The organism is Ornithinibacillus contaminans, assembly GCF_001038425.2.
In the GTDB taxonomy this organism is placed as follows: domain Bacteria; phylum Bacillota; class Bacilli; order Bacillales; family Amphibacillaceae; genus Ornithinibacillus; species Ornithinibacillus contaminans.
In genome coordinates this window covers 59,425-84,055 of record NZ_LDPV02000024.1, presented here as the reverse complement: position 1 = coordinate 84,055, position 24,631 = coordinate 59,425, and the positions used below count along the sequence as shown (strand labels likewise).

At 37.5% G+C, this 24,631-nt stretch carries 23 protein-coding genes; all 23 read left to right on the top strand.

Annotated features, from left to right (window positions below; all coding sequences use genetic code 11):
• Positions 1–80: 80 nt before the first annotated feature.
• The 23 genes from pyrH to dpaB all read left to right on the top strand — a co-directional run bounded on the left by pyrH (position 81) and on the right by dpaB (position 24,585).
• A complete protein-coding gene (gene pyrH, locus JF53_RS05815) occupies positions 81–803 on the top strand; it encodes a UMP kinase (RefSeq protein WP_047981242.1) in 723 nt (240 codons plus the stop codon).
• 2 nt (positions 804–805) lie between these two features.
• Positions 806–1,363 (top strand): ribosome recycling factor, encoded by a 558-nt coding sequence (gene frr, locus JF53_RS05810; RefSeq protein ID WP_047981241.1) that lies wholly within the window; start codon positions 806–808, stop codon positions 1,361–1,363.
• A gap of 244 nt (positions 1,364–1,607) precedes the next feature.
• Positions 1,608–2,369 carry an isoprenyl transferase gene (locus JF53_RS05805; RefSeq protein WP_047981240.1) on the top strand — a complete coding sequence of 254 codons (762 nt, stop codon included), beginning with the start codon at positions 1,608–1,610 and terminating at the stop codon, positions 2,367–2,369.
• A gap of 15 nt (positions 2,370–2,384) precedes the next feature.
• Positions 2,385–3,182: a phosphatidate cytidylyltransferase gene (locus JF53_RS05800; RefSeq protein WP_047981239.1), complete on the top strand. Its 798-nt coding sequence runs from the start codon at positions 2,385–2,387 to the stop codon at positions 3,180–3,182.
• A gap of 75 nt (positions 3,183–3,257) precedes the next feature.
• A complete protein-coding gene (gene rseP, locus JF53_RS05795; RefSeq protein WP_047981238.1) occupies positions 3,258–4,523 on the top strand; it encodes an RIP metalloprotease RseP in 1,266 nt (421 codons plus the stop codon).
• Positions 4,524–4,707: 184 nt separating this feature from the next.
• The gene (locus JF53_RS05790) at positions 4,708–8,997 is read left to right on the top strand and encodes a PolC-type DNA polymerase III (RefSeq protein ID WP_047981237.1); all 4,290 of its coding nucleotides are present in this window, start codon (positions 4,708–4,710) and stop codon (positions 8,995–8,997) included.
• Positions 8,998–9,277: 280 nt separating this feature from the next.
• Positions 9,278–10,159, top strand: a complete 882-nt coding sequence (locus tag JF53_RS05785) for an STAS domain-containing protein (RefSeq protein ID WP_047981236.1) — start codon at positions 9,278–9,280, stop codon at positions 10,157–10,159.
• A 263-nt stretch (positions 10,160–10,422) separates the two neighbouring features.
• On the top strand, positions 10,423–10,893 hold the full coding sequence (rimP, locus tag JF53_RS05780) for a ribosome maturation factor RimP (RefSeq protein ID WP_047981235.1): 471 nt from the start codon (positions 10,423–10,425) through the stop codon (positions 10,891–10,893).
• Positions 10,894–10,909: 16 nt separating this feature from the next.
• On the top strand, positions 10,910–12,010 hold the full coding sequence (gene nusA, locus JF53_RS05775; protein WP_047981234.1) for a transcription termination factor NusA: 1,101 nt from the start codon (positions 10,910–10,912) through the stop codon (positions 12,008–12,010).
• A gap of 13 nt (positions 12,011–12,023) precedes the next feature.
• Entirely contained in the window at positions 12,024–12,302 is a 279-nt protein-coding gene (gene rnpM, locus JF53_RS05770) for an RNase P modulator RnpM (protein WP_047981233.1), read from the top strand.
• On the top strand, positions 12,292–12,594 hold the full coding sequence (locus JF53_RS05765) for a L7Ae/L30e/S12e/Gadd45 family ribosomal protein (RefSeq protein WP_047981232.1): 303 nt from the start codon (positions 12,292–12,294) through the stop codon (positions 12,592–12,594). Before rnpM ends, JF53_RS05765 begins: the two co-directional genes overlap by 11 nt.
• Before the next feature lie 20 nt (positions 12,595–12,614).
• Positions 12,615–14,780: a translation initiation factor IF-2 gene (gene infB / locus JF53_RS05760; RefSeq protein WP_047981231.1), complete on the top strand. Its 2,166-nt coding sequence runs from the start codon at positions 12,615–12,617 to the stop codon at positions 14,778–14,780.
• A complete protein-coding gene (locus tag JF53_RS05755; protein WP_047981230.1) occupies positions 14,777–15,055 on the top strand; it encodes a DUF503 domain-containing protein in 279 nt (92 codons plus the stop codon). The genes infB and JF53_RS05755 overlap by 4 nt, the downstream gene beginning before the upstream one ends.
• A gap of 36 nt (positions 15,056–15,091) precedes the next feature.
• Complete coding sequence (gene rbfA, locus JF53_RS05750; RefSeq protein WP_047981229.1) at positions 15,092–15,436, top strand: 30S ribosome-binding factor RbfA; 345 nt, start codon at positions 15,092–15,094, stop codon at positions 15,434–15,436.
• An 84-nt stretch (positions 15,437–15,520) separates the two neighbouring features.
• Positions 15,521–16,417, top strand: coding sequence for a tRNA pseudouridine(55) synthase TruB (gene truB, locus JF53_RS05745; RefSeq protein WP_047981228.1), 897 nt, complete (start codon positions 15,521–15,523; stop codon positions 16,415–16,417).
• Between the two features lie 9 nt (positions 16,418–16,426).
• On the top strand, positions 16,427–17,377 hold the full coding sequence (locus JF53_RS05740) for a bifunctional riboflavin kinase/FAD synthetase (RefSeq protein WP_330218279.1): 951 nt from the start codon (positions 16,427–16,429) through the stop codon (positions 17,375–17,377).
• Between the two features lie 153 nt (positions 17,378–17,530).
• The gene (rpsO, locus tag JF53_RS05735; protein WP_047981226.1) at positions 17,531–17,800 is read left to right on the top strand and encodes a 30S ribosomal protein S15; all 270 of its coding nucleotides are present in this window, start codon (positions 17,531–17,533) and stop codon (positions 17,798–17,800) included.
• Positions 17,801–18,017: 217 nt separating this feature from the next.
• Positions 18,018–20,132, top strand: a complete 2,115-nt coding sequence (gene pnp / locus JF53_RS05730; RefSeq protein ID WP_047981225.1) for a polyribonucleotide nucleotidyltransferase — start codon at positions 18,018–18,020, stop codon at positions 20,130–20,132.
• A 107-nt stretch (positions 20,133–20,239) separates the two neighbouring features.
• Positions 20,240–21,190: a polysaccharide deacetylase family protein gene (locus JF53_RS05725; RefSeq protein ID WP_047981224.1), complete on the top strand. Its 951-nt coding sequence runs from the start codon at positions 20,240–20,242 to the stop codon at positions 21,188–21,190.
• Positions 21,191–21,213: 23 nt separating this feature from the next.
• Positions 21,214–22,434 (top strand): M16 family metallopeptidase, encoded by a 1,221-nt coding sequence (locus JF53_RS05720; RefSeq protein WP_047981223.1) that lies wholly within the window; start codon positions 21,214–21,216, stop codon positions 22,432–22,434.
• 81 nt (positions 22,435–22,515) lie between these two features.
• Positions 22,516–22,749, top strand: a complete 234-nt coding sequence (locus tag JF53_RS05715; RefSeq protein ID WP_047981222.1) for a YlmC/YmxH family sporulation protein — start codon at positions 22,516–22,518, stop codon at positions 22,747–22,749.
• 361 nt (positions 22,750–23,110) lie between these two features.
• The gene (gene dpaA, locus JF53_RS05710) at positions 23,111–24,004 is read left to right on the top strand and encodes a dipicolinic acid synthetase subunit A (protein ID WP_047981221.1); all 894 of its coding nucleotides are present in this window, start codon (positions 23,111–23,113) and stop codon (positions 24,002–24,004) included.
• A complete protein-coding gene (gene dpaB / locus JF53_RS05705) occupies positions 23,995–24,585 on the top strand; it encodes a dipicolinate synthase subunit B (RefSeq protein ID WP_047981220.1) in 591 nt (196 codons plus the stop codon). The genes dpaA and dpaB overlap by 10 nt, the downstream gene beginning before the upstream one ends.
• The last annotated feature ends 46 nt before the right edge of the window (positions 24,586–24,631 follow it).

Here is a 24,631-nt window from a genome sequence, read left to right as displayed (position 1 = left end):
TTTCATGTTCCCTATTTCACCATGAAGACATAAATTATTTTACAGCAGTTCTATAAAAATAGTTTTGTATGGAGGTTATTATGACAACAGCTCGTTACCGTAGAATTGTACTTAAGTTAAGTGGGGAAGCATTAAGCGGAGAACAGGGGTATGGAATCGAACCAAAAATCATCCAATCAATTGCTACACAGATAAAAGATGTTGTAAGTTTAGGTGTGGAAGTAGTTGTAGTAGTTGGTGGGGGTAATATTTGGCGAGGCAAGGTTGGTAGTGAAATGGGAATGGATCGAGCAACGGCAGACTATATGGGCATGCTAGCAACCGTTATGAATTCATTAGCCCTTCAGGATGCATTAGAAACAATTGATATTCCAACCCGTGTCCAAACATCAATCGAAATGCGTCAAGTAGCAGAGCCATATATCAGAAGAAAAGCAATTCGCCACTTAGAAAAGAAGCGTGTTGTCATTTTCGCAGCAGGAACGGGGAACCCATACTTCTCAACAGATACAACCGCAGCACTAAGAGCTGCTGAAATTGAAGCTGAAGTTATTTTAATGGCAAAAAATAATGTTGATGGTGTATACTCTGATGATCCAAGAACGAATAAGGATGCTAAGAAATACGATAATATTACTTATATGGAAATGCTAAATGAGGGTCTTGGTGTCATGGATTCAACTGCATCAACACTATGTATGGAAAATGATATTCCACTAATAGTATTTTCCATTACGGAAGAAGGAAATATTAAAAAGGTTGTCCAAGGCGAGACAATCGGAACGACGATAAGGGGGAAATAAATATGTCAGAGCAAATTTTAACAGGCTGCCGTGATAAAATGAAACAAGCTGTACAAGCATTTTCAAGGAACTTGGCAACTGTACGTGCTGGTAGAGCAAATCCTAGTTTATTAGATAATGTATTTGTTGATTACTATGGTGCTTCTACCCCATTAAACCAATTAGCGACGATATCAGCGCCAGAAGCGAGATTACTTGTCATCACTCCTTATGATAAAACAGCTATGGGCGATATTGAAAAAGCAATCCAAAAGGCTGATCTAGGTCTTTCGCCAACAAATGATGGGAATGTTATTCGTATTAATATTCCACCATTAACTGAGGAACGTAGAAAAGACTTAGTAAAAGTTGTTGGAAAATACGCGGAAGAATACCGTGTGCAAGTTAGAAATATTCGTCGTGATACAAATGATGCCTTGAAAAAGGCTGAAAAAAACGGTGAGTTAACTGAGGATGAATTAAGACTTGCACAAGATGATGTCCAAAAAGAAACGGATAATCATATTACCGAAATTGATCAACTAGCGAAGACTAAAGAAAAAGAAATCATGGAAGTTTAAGTGATTCTAAAGCGTAATCTGTCTGCCAAATACAATGAAGCAGGACGAAGCCCTCTTTTTTAAGGGGGCTTTTGTATTCTTATGTCATTCACGTTATAATAATAGGGTAGTCTATATCTAAGTAACACTTGTAGTTAGCTTATGATAAACTAGTTAAATAATGCTAAATGACATATCACAATCAATTGAAGCATAATTATTATAGTATTTTTATGGATAAACACCAGTGTTCGGAGGACAAATGATGTCAATGAAACTTCCTTTTTTTAAAACAAAGCAAGAAAGTCCTATAGAAACTAATGAACTAACCAATGTACCAGAACACGTGGCAATTATTATGGATGGGAATGGACGCTGGGCTAAGAAAAAAGGGTTACCACGAATAGCGGGCCATAAAGAAGGCATGGATGTTGTAAAAAGAACCATCGAACTCGCTTCGAAACACAACATTAAAATATTGACGCTATTTGCTTTTTCCACAGAAAATTGGAAAAGACCAAAGCCAGAGGTAGAGTATTTATTAAGGCTCCCAAAGGAATTTTTACATACGTATTTACCAGATCTAATTAAAAATAACGTCCGAATTGAAACGATAGGTGATTTTGATTCCCTACCAGATTTTACGAAAGAAGCCGTTCAGTATGCGAAAGAACAAACAAAGAATAATGATGGTTTATTAGTAAACTTTGCACTCAATTATGGAAGTAGAAGCGAAATTATGCGTGCCATCAAACTGATAATGCGGGATGTGGACGATGAAAAGCTATCGCTTGATAAATTAGATGAGGATTTATTATCAACGTATCTCTATACACAAGGAATATCTGATCCTGATTTGTTAATTCGAACAAGTGGTGAGAGACGATTAAGTAACTTTTTACTTTGGCAATTAGCTTATACGGAGTTTTGGTTTACGGATGTGCTATGGCCAGATTTTAGTGAAGAAATTTTTATCGAGGCGTTAATGGACTTTCAAAAAAGGTCTAGACGTTATGGAGGTATATAAGGTGATGAATGGTAGATGAAACAACGAATTCTAACAGCAATTGTAGCACTAATCCTATTTATACCGTTTGTTATCTATGGGAGTTGGCCGTTTACAATTATTGTGTTTTTATTAGCTACAGTAGGTTTAGTAGAATTATTAAAAATGCATGAGATTCCTTGGAATTCTTTTGCAGGCTTGTTTTCGATAGTCTTATTATGGTTAATTTTATACCCGGCATCGAATGAACTTCTTTCCTTTTCACTTGCCACGACAACCGCAGAGAACATTTTATTATTCGTGTTGTTATTACTAGCATATACTGTACTGTTAAAGAATAAATTCACATTTGATGATGTTGGCTTTATTTTGTTAGCGGTATTATATGTCGGCATGGGTTTTTATTATTTTCTAGAAACAAGACATACAGCAGATGGACTAGCTCAAATCTTCTTTGCCTTACTCGTAATTTGGGCAACAGATACAGGCGCTTATTTTAGCGGCCGGGCATTTGGGAAGAATAAATTATGGCCAGAAATTAGTCCTAATAAGACGATTGAAGGAGCAATTGGTGGGGTTATCCTTGCTGCTGTAGTGGGCGTGATTTTCCATATGTTATTCCCATTTCCGTTCAGTATCCTTACTGTTATCTTGATTTCTATTATTGTATCCATATTTGGTCAGATTGGGGATTTAGTGGAATCGGCCTTCAAACGTCATTATAATGTGAAGGATTCCGGGACAATCCTTCCTGGACATGGTGGTATCTTAGATAGATTTGATAGTGCAATATTTGTATTTCCAGTTTTACATTTCATTCTGCAAATTTTGTAATGAAATAGCTTGTCCTACCCACATTTGTTATGAGTTTTGCTTCTTTTTCTACTTCAACAAAGGAAGGTGTTCGATTTGACAACAGTAATTGCGTTTATATTTATGTTTGGCCTGCTTGTGTTTGTCCATGAATTAGGCCATCTAATCTTTGCGAAACGGGCAGGGATGCTAGCGCGTGAATTTGCAATTGGGTTCGGTCCCAAGTTATTTGCTTTTACAAAAAATGATACGTTATACACGATTAGACTATTACCAATTGGCGGATATGTTCGGGTTGCGGGTGAGGATCCTGAAATTATCGAGCTAAAGCCTGGACATCATATTGGGCTTGAGTTTAATGACGCGGGTAAAGTCAGTAAAATAATTGTCAATAACAAGTCCAAGCATCCAAATGCACGTGTAATTGAAGTAGAAGAAGTTGATTTAGATCATCAGCTAATCATCGAGGGCTATGAACTAGATGACGATGAAAATCGATTACGATTTGAAGTTGATCGCAAAGCTTTATTTGTCATGGATGAAAAGGAAACACTAATTGCTCCATATGATCGACAGTTTGCATCAAAAACAACTGGTCAGCGTGCAATGCAGCTATTTGCTGGTCCGATGATGAACTTTTTATTAGCGATTTTCATTTTTATCATTATTGGGGTTGTACAAGGCATACCGGTTGAAGAAGCAAGAGTGAGTCAAATCCAACTAGACAGTCCTGCAGAAACTGCTGGGTTGCAAGAAAATGATGAAGTAGTTCAAATCGACGATCAGTCCATTTCAACTTGGGAACAATTCACAGCTGTTGTCCGGGAAAATCCAGGAGAAGAGCTACATATGACCATTCTTCGAGATGGGGATACAGAAACGCTTACCGTTGTACCAAATGCGATTACATTAGAAGGACAAGAAGAACAGATCGGGCAAATTGGGGTATACCAAGCTTCTGAGAAGTCCTTTTGGGGTTCTTTTAAATACGGTGCGATTCAAAGCTATGAAACAACTTCCATGATTCTTACCAATCTCGCTATGCTTATTACCGGACAGCTAGGAATTGATATGCTGTCAGGACCTGTTGGCATCTATGATGCAACTGATCAGGTCGTACAAACCGGATTTATGAATTTCTTAATGTGGACAGCAATTTTAAGTATCAACCTAGGTGTTGTTAATCTAGTTCCATTACCGGCACTTGATGGTGGACGATTATTATTTGTTGGTATTGAGCTAGTGCGAGGGAAACCAATGGAACCAGAAAAGGAAGGTATTTTTCATTTTGTTGGATTTGCCTTGCTAATGCTCCTGATGATTATCGTTACGTGGAATGACATACAACGATTGTTCTTATAACACATATTTTTGATGAAATTACCAGATTAAAAATGTTGTAACGATTAGGTAAAGAAGGTACTATAGAAATAGAATAAGATTTGAACGATTTGGGACCCTTGTCTTTTTTTACGTGACAAGGGTTTCCATCTTTTCAATTTCCTGCATTACCGTTAAAAGGGTTATTTTTACAGGGGGAATACGAATGGATATATCTAATAAAGAGAAATTAAGTTTATTATTACAGCAAATAAATATGCCAGCAAACGATGTTTCTAACTATTTTCAGGATAGTTCCTTAACAAAGCTTGAGGTATTTAAAGCAAAAAGGCTATGGCACTTTTATATAGATGTCAATCAAGTGCTACCATCAACTGTGTATCAAACGTTAATGACACAGTTAAAGGAAGCGTTCCAACAAATTGCAACTATTGAGTTAACCTTGACTTGTCAGAATAGCCAATGTACTGAAGAGCTAGTCTGTGATTATTGGCAACTGTTTTTACAGCTAACACCTGATGTATCTCCAGCTTATCGTGATCTTGTCTATTCACAAAAACCTAGGGTTAACGGTAATAAAATTATGTTAACTGCTAGAAATGAAGCAGAGGCAAATGCGCTTAAAAAACGATTAGAAGAGAAGTTTAAATCTTTTTGTAAACAAGTAGGACTTGGATATTATCCGCTTACCGTGGATGTAAAAACAGAAGATGATAAAATTCAACAGTTCCGAGAACAGAAGGCGCGTGAAGATCAACAGCTTATTTTAAAAACAATTCAAGAAAAAGAAAAACGGGATAAAAACCGTTCAGCTGAAGAAAATCAGCCATTTTCAATTGGATATAAAATACAAGATGATATCTCTGAAATGCGAGAGATACAGGAGGAAGAGAAACGAATTGCCGTACAAGGCTATGTGTTTGATGTTGATATTCGTAAATTACGCTCTGGTAGAAGCCTGTTAATTGCCAAAGTAACCGATTATACGGATTCACTGCAGATAAAAATGTTCTCAAAAGGTGATGAGGATGCAGCTAAGTTTGAGCACTTGAAAAAAGGTATGTGGATTAGAGCAAGAGGTAGTATTCAAACAGATATGTATTCCAACGAGCTTGCAATGATGGCAAATGATATGCATGAAGTTAAAGTCGCGAGCAGACAAGATACCGCAAAGGATGACGAAAAGCGGGTAGAATTTCATGCTCATACGACTATGAGTCAATTGGATGCTGTTATTTCGCCAGCTAGACTTGTTGAACAAGCAGCAAAATGGGGTCATAAGGCTGTTGCAATTACGGATCATGCAGGTGTACAAGGATTTCCGGATGCACATGGAGCCGGCAAGAAGCATGGCATCAAAATATTATATGGTGTAGAAGCCAATTTAGTAGATGATGGGGTACCAATTGCCTATAACGAAGCAGACATCGATTTGGAGAATGGGACGTATATTGTATTTGACGTGGAAACAACCGGACTATCGGCTGTATATGACACCATCATAGAGCTAGCGGCGGTAAAAATACATCAAGGCGAAATTGTGGACCGATTTGAGTCATTTGCAAATCCACATCATCCACTTTCCCAAACAACAACGGATTTAACGGGAATTACCGATGAAATGGTGCAGAATGCTCCTGAAATTGACGATGTATTAAAGGATTTTTATAGCTGGAGTGGAGATGGCATATTTGTCGCACATAATGCGAGTTTCGATATCGGATTTTTAAATCAAGGCTACCAAAAGATTGGCTATGAAAAAGTAGAAAATCCAGTAGTTGACACATTAGAATTAGCTAGATTCCTATTTCCAGAATTAAAGAACCATCGCCTAAATACATTGTGTAAACATTTAGATATTGAATTAACACAGCATCACCGAGCAATTTATGATGCAGAGGCGACTGGCTATTTACTTTGGAAATTAGTACAAGCTTTATTAAAGAAGGAAATTACGAATCATAATCAATTAAACAGTCATATGGGGGAAGGGAATGCATATCAGCGCTCCAGACCATTCCATTGCACATTAATTGCACAAACAGAGGAAGGGCTAAAAAATCTGTATAAGCTTGTTTCACTTGCTCATATCGATTATTTTTATCGTGTGCCTCGCATCCCAAGATCTGTATTGCAAAAGCATCGTACTGGAATCTTAGTTGGAACTGCATGTGATAATGGAGAAGTATTTGAAACAATGATGCAAAAGTCTGCAGATGAAGCAGAAAAAGTTGCGGAATTCTATGATTATATTGAAGTACAACCACCTAGCAACTATACGCATTTAATTGAAAAGGATTTAGTTCAGAATGAAGCACAAATCTTAGATATTATTAATAAGATTGTCGATTTAGGAAATCGCATGGATAAACGTGTCATTGCATCTGGAAATGTTCACTATATTGACGAACATGAAAAAATGTATCGACAAATTCTAATCGCATCTCAAGCAGGTAATCCGTTAAACCGGGTTACATTACCAGATACCCCATTCCGAACGACAAATGAAATGCTTGAGTGTTTTCGTTTTCTAGGTGAGGAAAAGGCAAAAGAAATTGTTATTACAAATACACAAGCACTAGCAGATGAGATTGATGAAATTTCTCCTGTGAAAGACGATTTGTATACACCGACGATTGAAGGTGCTGATCAGGAAATAAGAGACCTATGTTATACACGCGCTAAATTAATTTACGGGGAACCGATACCGAAAATTGTTACCGATCGTTTAGAAAAAGAATTGGATAGTATTATTAGTAACGGTTTTGCGGTTATTTATTTAATCTCACATAAGCTCGTTAAAAAATCACTAGACGATGGTTATCTAGTAGGTTCAAGGGGATCTGTAGGGTCATCCTTTGTAGCAACGATGACGGAGATTACCGAGGTAAATCCGTTACCGCCACATTACATTTGCCCAAGCTGTCATTACAATGAATTTATAACAGATGGAACGTATGCAAGTGGCTTTGATTTGCCAGATAAAGATTGTCCTAGTTGTGGAACTTCCCTTAAAAAGGATGGACAAGATATACCGTTTGAAACATTCCTTGGATTCAAAGGGGATAAAGTTCCCGATATCGATTTGAACTTTTCAGGGGAATATCAACCAAAAGCACATAATTATACGAAGGTCCTGTTTGGTGAGGATAATGTTTATCGTGCAGGTACAATTGGTACCATTGCAGAAAAAACAGCCTACGGTTATGTGAAGGGGTATGCATCGGATAAACAGCTTGTTTTCAAACATGCAGAAGTAGATCGGCTCGTACAAGGCTGTACAGGCGTTAAACGCACAACTGGTCAGCACCCGGGTGGTATTATCGTTGTACCAGACGATATGGAAATCTATGACTTTACACCAATTCAGTATCCGGCAGATGATCGTAAGAGTGAATGGCGGACAACTCACTTTGATTTCCATTCTATCCATGATAATTTGTTGAAGCTAGATATACTTGGGCACGATGATCCAACCGTTATTCGTATGCTTCAGGATTTAAGTGGAATTGATCCAAAGACAATTCCTACAGATGATAAGGAAGTAATGAAAATCTTTGGAGGAACAGAATCTTTAGGGGTAACCCCAGAACAAATAAATTGTAAGACAGGAACATTGGGTGTACCGGAATTTGGAACGAAATTCGTACGCCAGATGTTAGAAGACACTAAACCAAGTACCTTTGCAGAGCTTGTTATCATTTCTGGACTATCACACGGTACTGATGTATGGTTAGGAAATGCACAAGAGCTTATTAACGAGGGAATCTGCACGTTACCAGAAGTAATTGGTTGTCGTGACGATATTATGGTTTATTTAATGCACAAAGGATTAGAAGCTTCTCTTGCCTTTAAAATCATGGAGTCCGTTCGTAAAGGGAAGGGTCTACAGGACGAATGGATTGTAGAAATGAAGAAACATAATGTACCAGATTGGTATGTGGAGTCCTGTAAGAAGATTAAATATATGTTCCCGAAAGCACATGCGGCTGCCTATGTATTAATGGCCGTTCGTATTGCCTATTTCAAAGTTCATCATCCAATTTATTTCTATGCAGCATATTTTACCGTACGTGCTGATGATTTTGATTTGGATACGATGGTAAAAGGATCTGATGCGATTCGTAAACGGATAGAGGGAATCAGTATCAAAGGAAATGATGCACCGCCAAAAGAGAAGAACCTTCTAACGGTTTTAGAAATTGCATTAGAAATGTGTGAACGTGGTTTCGCTTTCCAAAAGGTTGATTTATATAAATCAAAGGCAGCTGAATTTGTGGTAGAGGGTAACACATTAATCCCACCATTTAACGCAGTGGAAGGTCTAGGAACAAATGCTGCGATAAATATTGTGAAGGCTCGTGAAGAAGGAGAGTTCCTTTCGAAAGAAGATTTACGAGAGCGCAGTAAAATCTCTAAAACAGTACTGGAATATCTTGATAACCATGGCTGTTTAGAAGGAATGGAAGAAAAAAATCAATTATCCTTATTCTAATGAATATAAAGTTGAGACAAAACGTTTTATGGTAAGATAAAGTCCGAATATGGGTGCTATCTCCGCTTTAGGAATAGGCACATTGTTCGTCATTTTACCTTGGCATCATCCTTTTGTCTCAACTTTTTTTGTTCCTTTCATTTAAGGTTTAATTTATATGGTAGTGTAATGTAATGCTTGAATTACATGAGCTCGTATAGGTATAATTAAGGATACCATTTTACAAAACGATATGAATTTACTTACATATGCATTACCTAATCTGTTGAAGGAAGTGAATATGGTGCAGCTATCAAATTTAAAAAAAAGTGAAGATATTCATGAATTCCTAGTCCTAAACCGCATGCCGTTTGAAGAAAGATTACTAGGTGTTGCAGTGAATGTACGTAATAAAATCGATGAAATCCACATAATAGGAAATATAAATTTGTTGGATAATGCCCATCATCTCGTTTTATTAGTCGTTGATCAAGAGGCGGACAAGGTAAATGAATTTGCAAAACAAGAAGGAATATTATGGGCTAAGTTTGCATTAACACTAAGCTTTAAGCTCGAATGGTTACGCTCAATTCGTCGTACCCTATGGGAGTTTTTACATTATTATGATGTATTGGCTAATAAAGAAGAAAAGTCCAATGAATGTTTTTATCAGGAAACAAGTAATTATAATGACCTGCTGGATCATTTTATGAATGGGTTCTTTATTAGTTATACGAAATACAAAGATGAATTAATTGAAAAACAACAAAAGCTAGTTAATAATCTATCAGCACCAATCATTCCTATCACCCCAGATGTTAGCGTGTTACCACTAATTGGTACACTGGATACCAATCGCGCTAATATTATTGAAGAAAAAGTATTATTTGAGGTAGGTAGATTACGGATACAAACCTTAATTATGGATTTGTCTGGAATTGCTGAAATGGATAACGATGCGATGCAATTATTCCTTAAGTTATTAGATGGCGTTTCCATGATGGGTAGTAAATTGATAATTACCGGTTTACGTCCGGAAATTGTTCGGAAAATGATTAGCTTAGATGTTCATTTCGGCACTAAAGCAGTAACAAAAGCGTCTTTACAAAAAGCATTACAAGATTATTTAACCGTGGAAAACACCGTTAGTACGAATTTAATGGCCGATTTTAATGCCAATTAATCGGAGTTAGTAATTTTTCTGATTGTATATTTTCTTGCACAGAGGAAATGGTTATGGTATATTTTAGAAGTAAGTACTGATAGAATCGGACAAAAGAGTGGGCATTCCCACTCTTTCTTCGTAATCTGCTCACTCTGTTTAAACTTCCCTTGCCTCTTTTTTTGGCAAGGGTTTTATATTGATTCACAGCTAAATGAAATTGGAGTAGTTTGTCAATACTAAGAAGTAGCAGGTGCAGCTAGAGTTAAAAGGAGGATGGTGGCTTGAGCTCTCAAGTTGTGAAAACAGTAGAAGAATTAGTACAGCCAATTGTAGCGGCAAAACAATTAGAACTAGTTGATATCGAATATGTAAAAGAGGGCAAAAACTGGTTCCTACGCGTATTTATCGATAAGGAAGGCGGTATTGACATAGCTGAATGTGGCGATGTTTCCGAACAACTTAGTGAAAAATTAGATGAAGTTGATCCGATAAAGGAAGCGTACTTTTTAGAGGTTTCTTCACCAGGTGTTGAACGCCCATTAAAATCGGAAGAAGATTTTGCTAAAAATATCACTAAAAATGTGTATGTGAAATTGTTTGAACCAATTAATGGGGAAAAGGCATATGAAGGTATACTTATAGACTTTTCTAATCATACCGCAACCATTGAATACAAGGTTAAGACACAAAAAAAACAAGTTGAAATTCCATATGACAAAATTGCAAAAGCAAGATTAGCAGTCGTACTATAAAGGGGGATAATGAGGAATGAGTAGTCAATTGTTTGACGCAATTGAAAATTTAGGTAAAGAAAAAGGAATTGATAAGGACGTCCTTATCGAGGCATTAGAGGCAGCATTAATTTCGGCTTATAAGAAAAATTTTAAATCGGCTACCAATGTGCGGGTTGAGTTAGACGAAAAAGCAGGAACAATGCGTGTGTTCTCACGTAAAACGGTTGTAGAAGAAGTGGAAGATAATCAACAAGAAATATCGTTAGATGAAGCAAAGCGTATTGATCCAAACTATGTAATAGAAGATATTATTGAAGTTGAGGTTACACCGAAGGATTTCGGTAGAATTGCTGCACAAGCTGCTAAGCAAGTCGTGACACAACGTGTACGTGAAGCGGAGCGTGGTGTGATTTTTAGTGAATATGCTGACCGTGAAGAAGATGTTATGACTGGGATTATTCAACGAATTGACCCGCGATTTGTTTATGTGAATCTAGGGAAAATCGAAGCGAAACTTCCTGAGGCAGAACAAATGCCAACAGAAGATTATCAAGTACATGATCGCTTAAAAGTGTTTGTAACAAAAGTTGAAAACACAAGTAAAGGCCCACAAATCTATATTTCTAGATCACATCCAGGTCTATTAAAACGCTTATTTGAAATGGAAGTTCCAGAAATTTATGATGGCGTTGTAGAAATTAAATCAGTTGCTAGAGAAGCGGGAGACCGTTCTAAAATTGCTGTTTATGCGGAAGACCAAGACATTGATCCAGTTGGTTCTTGTGTAGGACAGAAGGGGCAACGTGTTCAAGCTATCGTTAATGAATTAAAAGGCGAGAAGATTGATATTGTAGAATGGTCTGAGGATCCTGTTGTCTATGTATCGAATGCGCTTAGTCCTTCTAAAGTAATCGAAGTTTTAGTCAATGAAGAGGAAAAATCAACAACCGTAATTGTACCAGATTATCAGTTGTCATTAGCCATCGGTAAACGTGGTCAAAATGCACGACTTGCTGCGAAACTAACTGGTTGGAAGATTGATATTAAAAGTGAGTCAGAAGCACGAGAAGAAGGATTAGTAACCGTACAAGAAGAATCAGATTACGCAGATTTCGAAGAGGATTTATTCGAATAAGGGAGTGATCTTGATGACTGGGAAACGAAAAACTCCAGCGCGTAAATGTGTGGTAACAAATGAAATGAAGCCAAAGAATGAATTGATTCGTGTGGTACGCAACAAAGAAGGAGAGGTCTTTGTTGATCCTACCGGTAAGAAAAATGGTAGGGGAGCTTATCTATCAAAGGATATACAAGTGATTAATCAAGCGGAGAAAACAGGTATATTAAATCGTCAGTTAAATACACAAGTCGATACGGCTATTTATGATGAGTTAAGAATGCTTGTAAGTGGTCACAATGAATCCTAATTATTTAAATATTATCGGTTTAGCATTTCGAGCTGGCAAATGTTCAACTGGGGAAGAAACAATCGTTAAGGATATCCAAAAACGACGAGCTAAATTAGTGCTGATTGCTAATGATGTCGGTCCCCAAACACGAAAAAAGCTGACAGATAAATGTAATTCATATGAAGTTCCATATGTAATCGTAGCCGATGATAGAGATACATTATCAAATGCTATCGGAAAATCCCAAAGAGTAGCCATTGCGATTTTAGATGGAGGGTTTGCGACTAAATTGAAGCAGTTACTCGGGTAAATAAATTCGGGGGTGAACATATGCGTAAAATGCGTGTATATGAGTATGCGAAACAACAAAATATTACAAGTAAAGATGTAATTGAATTTCTAAAAGAAAATAATATAGAAGTTTCTAATCATATGTCAACGATCGATTCTGATATGGTTACAAAACTAGATCAGCGATTTGGATCGAAACAGAAGGAAGAAAAAGCAGTATCAAATTCGGAAAAACCACGTCAAGAATCACCTAAGAGCGCGGAGACACAACCAAAAAAAGACGTCAAAACTAATCCGAATACAAAGTCTGGGGAGCAACATACTAAAAAACAAATGAATAATAACAAACAAAGACCAAACAACAACCAAAAACAACAACAGAATAAAGGGCCAAAGAATAATAAGAAGAATAAACAAGCTCAACATAACCAACCACCAGTCGTGAAGGAAACACCAAAGGAAATTAAATATAGTGGTACACTAACTGTTAGTGAATTAGCTGAAAAACTAAATAAAGAAGCCTCAGAAATCATTAAAAAATTAATGTTTTTAGGTGTTATGGCGACTAAAAATCAAGACTTGGATGATGATGCAATTGAATTAATTTGCGCAGAATTTGATGTTGAGGTTGAAAAAGAGATTATTCTTGAGGACACAGACCTAGATAAATACGTAGAAGCTGATGACGAAGCTACTTTAGTCGAAAGACCAGCAGTTGTAACCATCATGGGTCACGTTGACCATGGTAAAACAACTTTACTTGATTCCATTCGTCATACGAAGGTAACTGCTGGAGAAGCAGGTGGAATTACACAGCATATTGGTGCTTACCAAGTTAAAAGAAGTGGAAAGAAAATTACCTTCTTGGATACCCCTGGTCACGCTGCCTTCACTAGCATGCGTTCACGTGGTGCACAAATAACAGATATTGCGATTTTAGTAGTAGCTGCTGATGACGGTGTAATGCCACAAACAGTTGAAGCAATAAACCATGCAAAAGCAGCAGAGGTTCCGATTATCATAGCGGTAAATAAAATAGACAAAGAAGGAGCAAACCCAGACCGTGTTATGCAGGAACTAACTGAATATGAATTAGTTCCAGAAGACTGGGGTGGCGATACTATCTTTGTTCAATTATCGGCTATCAAGGGTGAGGGTATCGATGATTTATTAGAAATGATCGTACTTGTGTCCGAAGTAGAAGAACTAAAAGCTAATCCAAAACGTAATGCTACTGGTACTGTAATTGAAGCACAATTAGATAAAGGCCGTGGTTCCGTTGCAACATTATTAGTACAAAATGGTACATTACATGTTGGGGATCCTATTGTAGTAGGTAACACATTTGGTCGAGTACGTGCGATGGTAAATGATCTTGGGCAACGCGTGAAAGAAGCAGGTCCATCTACACCAGTAGAAATTACTGGATTAAATGAAGTGCCACAAGCAGGCGATCAATTTGTTGTATTTGATGATGAGAAGAAAGCACGCCAAATTGGTGAAGCTCGTCAGCAAAAACATATTCAAGAAAACCGTACAGAGCAAACGAAAGTGAGCCTGGATGATTTATTTGAACAAATTAAGCAAGGTGAAATGAAAGAAATTAATGTCATTATTAAAGCAGATGTACAAGGTTCAGTAGAAGCTTTAGCATCATCACTTCGCAAAATTGAAGTGGAAGGTGTTAAAATTAAAATAATCCATACAGGTGTTGGGGCGATTACAGAATCGGATATCATTTTAGCATCAGCTTCTAACGCAATTGTAATCGGGTTTAATGTACGCCCAGATGCAAACGCTAAAAATTCTGCGGAATCTGAGAATGTTGATGTGCGATTACATCGCGTTATATACAAAGCGATTGAAGAAATCGAAGCGGCAATGAAGGGTATGCTTGATCCAGAGTTTGAAGAGAAAGTGATTGGGCAAGCAGAAGTAAGAGAAACCTTTAAAGTATCTAAAGTTGGAACCATTGCTGGTTGCTATGTAACTGATGGTAAAATTACAAGAGATTCAGGTATCAGGTTAGTACGAAATGGCGTCGTTCTATTCGAAGGCGAAATTGATACACTGAAACGCTTTAAAGATGATGTGAAAGAAGTTGCCCAAAACTATGAATGTGGAATAACAATTAAGAATTATAATGATATTAAAGAAGGCGACATTATTGAAGCATACGTGATGGAGGAAATCGAACGTAAATGATTATCTCACTTGAAGTAGAATGCATGCTGTATGATGGTCATTCCTTAAAAGAGAAACGTTCTGTGATTAAGCGACTCCTTGCCAGATTGCGAAAGGATTTTAATGTTGCGGTTACCGAATTAGATTATCATGATTTATGGCAACGTACCAAATTAGGTGTTGTAACCATTTCAAATGAACGTTCTCATGGTGAACAGGTAATGCAAGAAGTACTTCGAGTTATCGATACATTTTCTGAAATAGAAAGAACGATTACAACTATTGACATTGTCTAAAAGCAATGCGTATGTGACTGATTAGAGGTGATGGAAATGAGTAATCTACGTGCAAATCGAGTAGCAGAACAAATGAAAAAGGAACTCGGCGAGATTTTAACGCGTAAAATTAAAGATCCTCGGGTTGGATTTGTTACGGTAACTGATGTGGAAGTAACTGGTGACTTACAACAAGCTACAGTATATATTTCCGTGCTTGGTGATGAGGCAAAGAAGAAGGATACACTTCTTGGTCTTGCAAAAGCAAAAGGATTTATCCGTTCTGAGATTGGTACTCGAATTCGTTTGCGTAAGACACCAGAAATAAGTTTCGAATTCGATGAAGCGTTGGAGTATGGAAATCGAATTGATTCGTTATTACGGGATTTAAATAAGCAATAAGTAAATAGTTTTGAAATAAAAATCTGGCTCTTCGGGGGTCAGATTTTTATTCAGACTTGTGCAAAAAACGTTGGAGGTTATACAATGGATGGTATTTTACCATTATGGAAACCAAAAGGAATGACCTCACACGACTGTGTGATGAAAATACGAAAATTATATAAGACAAAAAAAGTAGGTCACACAGGTACACTCGACCCTGAGGTGGAAGGCGTGTTACCTATTTGTATTGGGCAGGCAACGAAAATTGTTCAATTTCTGACAGATACCAAGAAGACGTATGTAGCGGAGTTAAAGCTAGGGTCTGCCACCGAGACTGAGGATAGCTATGGGGAGATAATCGAAGAAGTCGAAGTAGACGAGATTCCATCTCAACAAGTAATTGAAAACGTGTTACAATCATTTAAGGGTGAGATTATTCAAGTTCCACCGATGTATTCGGCAGTAAAAGTAGCTGGTAAAAAGCTATATGAATATGCTCGGTTAAATCAAACAGTAGAACGGCCCAAGCGGACGGTTACGATACATGAAATAACTAGGCTACCTGCTATTAAGCAAGATGAAACCATCATTCGATTCCAGGTTGTTTGTTCTAAAGGGACCTATATTCGAACACTATGTGTTGATATTGGGAAGCAATTGGGGTATCCTGCCCATATGGCTACACTTGTTCGGGAACAAACTGGTTCCATTAGTCGTGAGGATACCGTTAATTTCGATACGATTATGGAGGCGTGTGAGCAAAACACCGCAGACAAGTTATTGCTACCAATCACTCAAGGTTTGACGCATTTAGATCAACTGTCAGTGGATGAGGAAATCAAACGAAAAGTGTTAGTCGGACAAAAGCTTGCTAAACCAGATGAAATCATACACAATAAGCCGTTTAAGGTCATGCATGGTAATCAATTATTAGCAATCTATCAAATCCATCCTGAAAATAAGCAGGAGATAAAACCGATTCGCGTCTTTAGCGAGTAACAAAAGTAGGTGAAAATATTGAAAACAATCAACTTAACATACCCGCATAAGCTAGACACACATGATTTACCGGAGACTGTCGCTGCAATCGGATTTTTTGATGGCATTCATAAAGGTCATCAATCCGTTATCAAACAAGCTGTAACAAAGGCAAAGGAAAATAAGATGGAAAGCGCAGTGATGACCTTTTATCCACATCCATCGGTTGTTCTGAAGAATAACCATGATGTAAAATACATAACGCCATTAAAAGAAAAACAAGCAATGCTAGCAAAGCTTGGCGTCGATCGTGTCTATATTATTTCATTTAATAAGGAATTATCTGCTCTTTCCCCACAGGATTTTGTCGATCATTTTATTATAGGACTCCATATTAAGCATGTTGTCGCAGGATTTGATTTCTCCTATGGTCACAAGGGACAAGGTAATATGGATGTGATTGGCGAGCATTCACGAGGGTTATTCGGATATACAAAGGTAGCTAAGGTAACACTAGATGATGAGAAGATTAGTTCAACTGTTATTCGTGGATTACTCCATGAAGGAGATATGGAACAGGTGAATCTGCTATTAGGTAGACCATTAACAACAAGTGGGATTGTCATTGAAGGTGATAAGCGTGGCAGAGAACTTGGCTATCCAACAGCTAATATTCAGTACCATCTAGATGCCTTATTGCCTAAGCCTGGTATATATGCTGTACGGGTTATTATTGATGGTAAACATTACAACGCAATGGCAAGTCTAGGGACTAATCCAACGTTTACACAAGATCGGAAGGATTTATCGTTAGAAGTAAATATTCTTGATTTTTCCAATGATTTATACGGAAAAGAAATAATAGTGGAATGGTATAAATTTATCCGTCAAGAAGAAAAATTCTCTAGTGTGGAAGAACTTGTTGAGCAGATGGAAGACGATGAGAAACAAATTCGTCACGTTTTAACGAGTCTTGTATAATAATCTAATTTCAGGTAAAATAGGAAAAGACCTTGCATTTTTAACGGAAAAGATGTAAGCTAAAACAGTTATAACCTTCGCTTGGCAAATCGTTACTCCGACGTTTGCTAGGGGACAGGGGATAGTTATTATTTTTATAGGAGGTGGCCCAAGATGGCTATTACAAAAGAACGTAAGAATGAAATCATTAATGAATACAAGGTTCATGAGAGTGACACTGGATCTCCTGAAGTACAAATCGCTGTATTGACAGAAGAAATCACTACATTGAACGAACATTTACGTGTTCATAAAAAAGATCATCATTCACGTCGTGGTCTTTTAAAAATGGTTGGTAAGCGTCGTAACTTGCTTAACTACCTACGTAATAAAGACGTAACACGTTATCGTGAGTTAATTAAAAAACTTGGATTGCGTAGATAATGGGAAAAGCAGGAGTAATCCTGCTTTTTTTTCAATAGTTGCGAATTTAAAAATGGCTAGCTCCAGGCGCCAACGACTATTTAGACTTTATTCACCTCCATACGTCGCTTGAACAGGTGCCTTACGCTTTGCAATTTACATACATAAAATTTACATTATTGACGATAAGCTATAAAATATAAAATAGAATGCTTTCATGAAAGGAGTATGACGAATAATGGCACAAGATAAACATGTATTCTCGACCGAAATAGCTGGAAAAACGTTCACTGTTGAAATTGGCGAGCTAGCAAAACAAGCTAATGGAGCTTGTATGGTTCAATATGGTGATTCATCAGTACTTGCAGTTGCCACTGCATCTAAAAAACCTAAAGATTTGCCGTTCTTCCCATTAACAGTTAATTATGAAGAACGTTTATATGCGGTAGGAAAAATCCCTGGAGGTTTCATTAAACGAGAAGGAAGACCGAGTGAAAAAGCGATTCTTGCTTCTAGATTAATTGACCGTCCAATACGTCCGTTATTTCCAGATGGTTACCGTAACGAGGTTCAAGTCATTAGTACGGTTATGAGTGTGGATCAAGACTGCTCTACAGAAATTGCTGCAATGATAGGCTCATCAATCGCACTATCCATTTCAGATATTCCATTCGAACAACCAATTGCTGGTGTTCATGTTGGTCGTGTAAATGGTGAATTTGTTATCAACCCGACTGTTGAACAAGAAGCAAATAGTGACATTGAACTAACCGTAGCTGGTACGAAAGATGCGATAAACATGGTAGAAGCTGGTGCAAATGAAGTACCAGAAGAAATTATGTTAGAAGCAATTATGTTTGGTCATGAGGCAATAAAACGATTAGTTGCATTCCAAGAAGAAATCGTACAGGCTATTGGACAAGAAAAATCAGAGTTTGTCTTATTTGAACTTGATGCAGCATTAAAAACTAAAGTAGAAGCAGAAGCGAAAGATCAATTACTTGCGGCTATTCAAGTTAAAGAAAAGCATGCACGAGAAGAAGCGATAAGTGAAGTAAAGACGGCAGTATTAGCAAGCTATGAGGAAGAAGAAGCTGAAACGGTATCACAGGTTAGCTCTATTCTTGATAAAATGGTGAAAGAAGAAGTACGCCGTCTAATCACGAAGGAAAAAATTCGCCCAGATGGTCGTAAAATTGACGAGATTCGTCCATTGTCATCACGTATCGGTGTATTACCTAGAACTCATGGTTCCGGACTGTTTACACGTGGACAAACACAAGCATTAAGTGTTTGTACATTAGGAGCTCTGGGTGATGTGCAAATCTTAGATGGTTTAGATTTAGAAGAATCGAAACGATTTATGCATCATTATAATTTCCCGCAATATAGTGTTGGAGAAACTGGACCAATTCGTGGGCCTGGTCGTCGTGAAATTGGACATGGTGCACTAGGTGAGAGAGCACTTGAAAAAGTGATTCCTTCCGAAAAAGACTTCCCATATACAATGCGTCTAGTATCAGAAGTATTGGAGTCAAATGGATCAACATCACAGGCTAGTATTTGTGCAAGTACATTAGCTATGATGGATGCAGGTGTTCCAATTAAAGCACCAGTGGCAGGTATTGCAATGGGACTAGTTAAATCAGGTGATGATTATACGATCCTAACGGATATTCAAGGCATGGAAGATGCCTTAGGTGATATGGACTTTAAAGTTGCTGGAACTGCAAAAGGTGTTACGGCATTACAAATGGATATCAAAATTGATGGTTTATCGAGAGAAATCTTAGAAGAAGCATTAACACAAGCTAAAAAAGGTAGAATGCAGATTCTAGATTCCATGCTACAAACGATTAACGAACCGAAGAAAGAGTTATCGGTATACGCACCTAAAATCCTAACAATGTCCATTAATCCAGATAAAATCCGTGATGTTATTGGACCAAGTGGAAAACAAATCAATAAAATCATTGATGAAACTGGTGTTAAGATTGACATCGAACAGGATGGTAGTGTCTTTATTTCATCTACAGATACAGCAATGAATGAAAAGGCAAAACAAATTATTGAAGACTTAGTGCGTGAAGTTGAGATCGGACAAGTATACCTAGGAACCGTAAAACGAATTGAGAAGTTCGGTGCATTTGTGGAACTATTTAAAGGTAAAGATGGACTGGTTCATATCTCTGAGCTTGCTGAAGAGCGTACGAATAAAGTTGAGGATGTCGTGAAAATCGGCGACCAAATTATGGTGAAGGTAAAGGAAATCGACCATCAAGGGCGTGTCAACCTTTCCCGCAAAGCAGTATTGATAGAGCAAAAAGAAAAAGCCGAAAAATCAACATTGTAAGACGGATAAGAAGCTGGAATTCCAGTTTCTTTTTTGCTTTATCCAAGTAACATCTTTTACATATCTTGTCCTCTCTGTTCATATAAATGAAAGGGAGGAGTGATGGTATGTACCGGTATCGCAATTATATTCATATAATTGTATTTATCATGATCGTGATGGTTACGTTTCGGATTGATCAAAATCCATTTGCGACAAATGACCAAGCAGTTTTTTCTCAGCTTACAGCAGTAAACAATGAAGATGCGCTTTATCAAGAAATCAAAGAGAAAAGCGTTACATATAATGAAGAACCACAAGATGCGTATATAGATCGGGTTTGGAAGAAGACACCTGGTAGAAATGGTCGGCAAGTTGACATTGATTCTTCCTTTGAGCGGATGAAAAAGGGAGGTAAGTTTCAAGAGGATTTACTCGTTTATGAGCAAATCAAGCCCAAAACTTCCATGGAGGACTTACCTGCTGCACCGATTTATCGCGGGCATCCAGAAAAGCAAATGGTTTCTTTTTTAATTAATGTTTCCTGGGGTACAGAGCATGTGCCAACTATTTTAACTATATTAAAAGAGAACAAAGTGAAGGCAACTTTTTTCATAGAAGGCCAGTGGGCAAAGGAACATGTCGATTACGTGAAAATGATTCAGGAACAAGGACATACTATTGGTAATCATGCCTATAATCATCCTGATATGGCTAAATTAAGCAGAGGCGAAATACTAAGGCAGATTCAGGATACTAACAAAGTATTGCATGCAATAACTGGAAAAAATCCGAAATGGTTTGCGCCTCCAAGTGGTAGTTTTTCCGATCAAGTCATTGTGGTAGCAGATGGGTTAAAGATGAATACGATTCTATGGACAGTGGATACAATTGACTGGAAGAACCCTAGTGTAAATGTTATGATGAAGCGAGTAATGGGGAAAATTCACCCAGGAGCAACGATTCTTATGCATCCTACCACTTCTATCGTTAATGGATTGCCAAGTTTAATTAAAGCGATTAAGGACCAGGGATATCAAATAGGAACCATTGATAAGTTATTATCAGAGAATCGATAGTTTGTAATACAGGAGGAACTATTTTGATTGAAAAACATACTAGCAAAAATGGACTACGAATAGTACTAGAAAAAATACCAGCAGTGCGTTCTGTGACAATCGGAATCTGGGTGTTAACTGGTTCTCGAAATGAAACGGACGTAAATAATGGGATATCACACTTTTTAGAGCATATGTTTTTTAAAGGAACAAAAACAAGAACCGCCACAGATATTGCCGAGGCCTTTGATTCTATCGGTGGACAGGTAAACGCATTTACATCAAAGGAATACACGTGTTTTTATGCAAAGGTACTAGATACCCATAAGGAGCACGCATTAGACATATTAGCTGATATGTTTTTTAATTCTGCTTTTGATCCAGATGAAATGGAGCGAGAGAAGAAAGTAGTATTTGAAGAGATTAAAATGTATGAGGATACACCTGATGATATTGTACACGATTTATTAGCGAGAGCATCCTACGGTGAACACCCACTAGGGTATCCAATCTTGGGGACAGAAGCACATTTGAATTCGTTTCAACCACAGACATTAAAAGACTATATTCAAGCTTATTATACGCCTGAAAATGTCGTTGTTTCGGTTGCTGGAAATGTTGAATCAGATTTCATTACAAAAATTGATAGCTATTTTGGTTCCTATGAATCAAAAGTACAACGTCCATTATTGGATAAACCTATTTTTCTAGGGAATACGATTGAACGCCATAAGGAAACAGAACAAGCTCATTTATGTATTGGCTATAACGGATTACCGATTGGTGCTGACAATGTTTATAGTCTTATCATTTTAAATAATGTACTTGGTGGTAGCATGAGCTCACGATTATTTCAAGAAGTTCGTGAAAAACGCGGTTTAGCCTATTCTGTGTTCTCGTATCATTCTTCCTTTATGGATAGTGGAATCTTAACCATTTATTCGGGAACCGGTAAGGAACAACTACCATTATTAAAAGAAACGATTGATCAGACAGTTGCGACTCTTGTTGAAAATGGGTTGACAGATAAGGAATTACGAAATAGCAAGGAACAATTAAAGGGTAGTTTAATGCTTAGCCTAGAAAGCACGAATAGTCGGATGAGCAGAAATGGTAAAAATGAATTGTTATTAAAACATCACCGAACACTTGATGACATGATTCAAGAGATTGATGCTGTGAGTCATGCGTCCATTCAACAGGTCATTGATGCTACGTTTAACGCAGAGCCTTCCATGGCTGTGATAGCACCGAAAATCAAGTAAGTCACAAGAATCTATGTACATCATAGATTCTTATTTTTTTGCATATACATGATAAAAGCAAGAGAATAAGGGGGACTACTTATGCGCTATAATGATATTAGTAGTAAGGAAATTGTCAATGTTACCTCGGGAAAGCGTCTCGGTATATTGGGTCAAACCGATTTAGAAATCGATGAAGAAACCGGTCAAATCCGCTCATTTATTTTACCGAATTATAAGTGGTTCGGGTTAAAAAAAGAAGGGGCGGTAGCTAAAATTCATTGGAATTCAATAAAGAAGATCGGTGAGGATATGATTATGATTGAAGCAGAATAGAAAGAAACTAGGGTGGCTCGTATCGATAGATGATTGATACGAGCCATCTTTTTTTGTGTCCAAGATACGTATAACAAGCTTACCTAGCGGCATGAGATAACAACAGTCAGTGATTGTGAGAGCAATGACAGCCTGGTTTATGACTGTTATTAAACTTTTTGTGGGACAAGCAACTGCTGTCCTTGCCTCTGTCAGTTTTTCGTTATGCCTAGTGCATCGTTTTTTTCAAATGATTTTCAAAAGTCATAATCACTAACCACCTACTATCACATAAGCTATAAAGAAAATGTTTTACGAAAAAGAAACCCATTAACATCATGTGGTGACTTTTTTTAAACTAGGTTGGAGGGTGTTCTAGGTAATGAAACAATTCATAGCTGTAATAGGTGGAGATGCAAGATATTTAGAGTTAATAAGGCAACTACAAGCTATTGAAAATATAGAAATTATTTTAATCGGCTACGACAAACTGGAACAAGGGTTTACCGGTTTAAACCAGGTCGACTTTCAGGAAATGGAAATTGACGAATTGGATGTCGTAATCTTGCCTATCACTGGAACTGATGAAGAGGGGAAAGTAGAGACTGTGTTTTCCGTGCAGGAGATTCGTCTTACAGAAGAGTGGTTCGCAAAATTAAAGGATTCTGCTGTGATCTTCACAGGAATTGCCAATGAATATTTGAAAGATGTAACAACTAAAACAGATACAACAATGATCCCATTACTTGATCGTGATGATGTTGCCATCTACAACTCTATTCCGACAGCAGAAGGAACCATCATGATGGCAATTGAGCATACCGACTACACAATCCATTCCTCGCGTGTGATCGTAGCGGGTTTTGGGAGAGTGGGGAGTACAGTTGCCAATAAATTTGCTGCACTTGGAGCAAAGGTATCTGTTGCAGCCCGAAATACTAGGGATTTAGCAAGGATTACCGAGATGGGTTTACACGCGATTTCGTTAGAAAAATTGCCTGATTATACGAATGAATGTGATTTACTAATTAATACAATTCCTGCACGGGTAATTACGAAAGCATCGATTGAAAAACTTCCTTCAAATGCACTTATTCTTGATCTAGCTTCAAAACCAGGCGGTACGGATTTTGAATATGCCAAACAAAGAGGGATTGAAGCGATATTAGCTCGTAGTCTGCCAAGTATTGTGGCTCCTAAAACAGCAGGGAAAATACTGGCAGATGTCATTATTCAAATCTTAACGAATGAAAAGGAGTTATTAGGATGGACTTAAAAGGAAAACGAATTGGATTTGGTGTTACTGGTTCCCATTGTACGTATAAAGATGTTTTTGGTCCAATGGAACAATTGATGGAATTAGGTGCAGAGGTCGTACCAATTGTAACGTATACTGTGATGAATGTAGATACAAAATTTGGCAAAGCGAAAGATCATATTGCTCGTATTGAATCGATAACGGGTAAGGAAGTTATTGCCACGATTCCAGATGCAGAGCCTCTTGGCCCCAAAAATCCTTTAGATTGTATGGTGATAGCACCATTAACAGGAAATTCCATGAGCAAGCTCGCAAATGCCTTGACTGATTCACCTCCATTAATGGCTGCAAAAGCAACTATTAGAAATCAGAGTCCAGTTGTTCTAGGAATATCAACGAATGATGCATTAGGTTTAAATGGTGTCAATTTGATGCGGCTAATGGCAAGCAAATATATGTATTTCGTTCCGTATGGGCAGGATGATCCATTTAAAAAGCCAACCTCACTTGTTGCGAATATGGAATTATTACCGGAGACAATCGAATCTGCCCTCGTAGGAAAACAATTGCAGCCTGTTTTAGTTCCGTATACAGAATAAATTTGATAAAATATAAGCTTAAGAGTTTTGTTACTATTTTAATAAA

Excerpts from the sequence above, each read along its gene's own strand:
- pyrH (WP_047981242.1), top strand. The coding sequence starts at position 81 with ATGACAACAGCTCGTTACCGTAGAATTGTACTTAAGTTAAGTGGGGAA.
- frr (WP_047981241.1), top strand. The coding sequence starts at position 806 with ATGTCAGAGCAAATTTTAACAGGCTGCCGTGATAAAATGAAACAAGCT.
- JF53_RS05805 (WP_047981240.1), top strand. The coding sequence starts at position 1,608 with ATGTCAATGAAACTTCCTTTTTTTAAAACAAAGCAAGAAAGTCCTATA.
- JF53_RS05800 (WP_047981239.1), top strand. The coding sequence starts at position 2,385 with ATGAAACAACGAATTCTAACAGCAATTGTAGCACTAATCCTATTTATA.
- JF53_RS05790 (WP_047981237.1), top strand. The coding sequence starts at position 4,708 with ATGGATATATCTAATAAAGAGAAATTAAGTTTATTATTACAGCAAATA.
- JF53_RS05785 (WP_047981236.1), top strand. The coding sequence starts at position 9,278 with ATGGTGCAGCTATCAAATTTAAAAAAAAGTGAAGATATTCATGAATTC.
- nusA (WP_047981234.1), top strand. The coding sequence starts at position 10,910 with ATGAGTAGTCAATTGTTTGACGCAATTGAAAATTTAGGTAAAGAAAAA.
- rnpM (WP_047981233.1), top strand. The coding sequence starts at position 12,024 with ATGACTGGGAAACGAAAAACTCCAGCGCGTAAATGTGTGGTAACAAAT.
- JF53_RS05765 (WP_047981232.1), top strand. The coding sequence starts at position 12,292 with ATGAATCCTAATTATTTAAATATTATCGGTTTAGCATTTCGAGCTGGC.
- infB (WP_047981231.1), top strand. The coding sequence starts at position 12,615 with ATGCGTAAAATGCGTGTATATGAGTATGCGAAACAACAAAATATTACA.
- JF53_RS05755 (WP_047981230.1), top strand. The coding sequence starts at position 14,777 with ATGATTATCTCACTTGAAGTAGAATGCATGCTGTATGATGGTCATTCC.
- rbfA (WP_047981229.1), top strand. The coding sequence starts at position 15,092 with ATGAGTAATCTACGTGCAAATCGAGTAGCAGAACAAATGAAAAAGGAA.
- truB (WP_047981228.1), top strand. The coding sequence starts at position 15,521 with ATGGATGGTATTTTACCATTATGGAAACCAAAAGGAATGACCTCACAC.
- rpsO (WP_047981226.1), top strand. The coding sequence starts at position 17,531 with ATGGCTATTACAAAAGAACGTAAGAATGAAATCATTAATGAATACAAG.
- pnp (WP_047981225.1), top strand. The coding sequence starts at position 18,018 with ATGGCACAAGATAAACATGTATTCTCGACCGAAATAGCTGGAAAAACG.
- JF53_RS05725 (WP_047981224.1), top strand. The coding sequence starts at position 20,240 with ATGTACCGGTATCGCAATTATATTCATATAATTGTATTTATCATGATC.
- JF53_RS05715 (WP_047981222.1), top strand. The coding sequence starts at position 22,516 with ATGCGCTATAATGATATTAGTAGTAAGGAAATTGTCAATGTTACCTCG.
- dpaA (WP_047981221.1), top strand. The coding sequence starts at position 23,111 with ATGAAACAATTCATAGCTGTAATAGGTGGAGATGCAAGATATTTAGAG.
- dpaB (WP_047981220.1), top strand. The coding sequence starts at position 23,995 with ATGGACTTAAAAGGAAAACGAATTGGATTTGGTGTTACTGGTTCCCAT.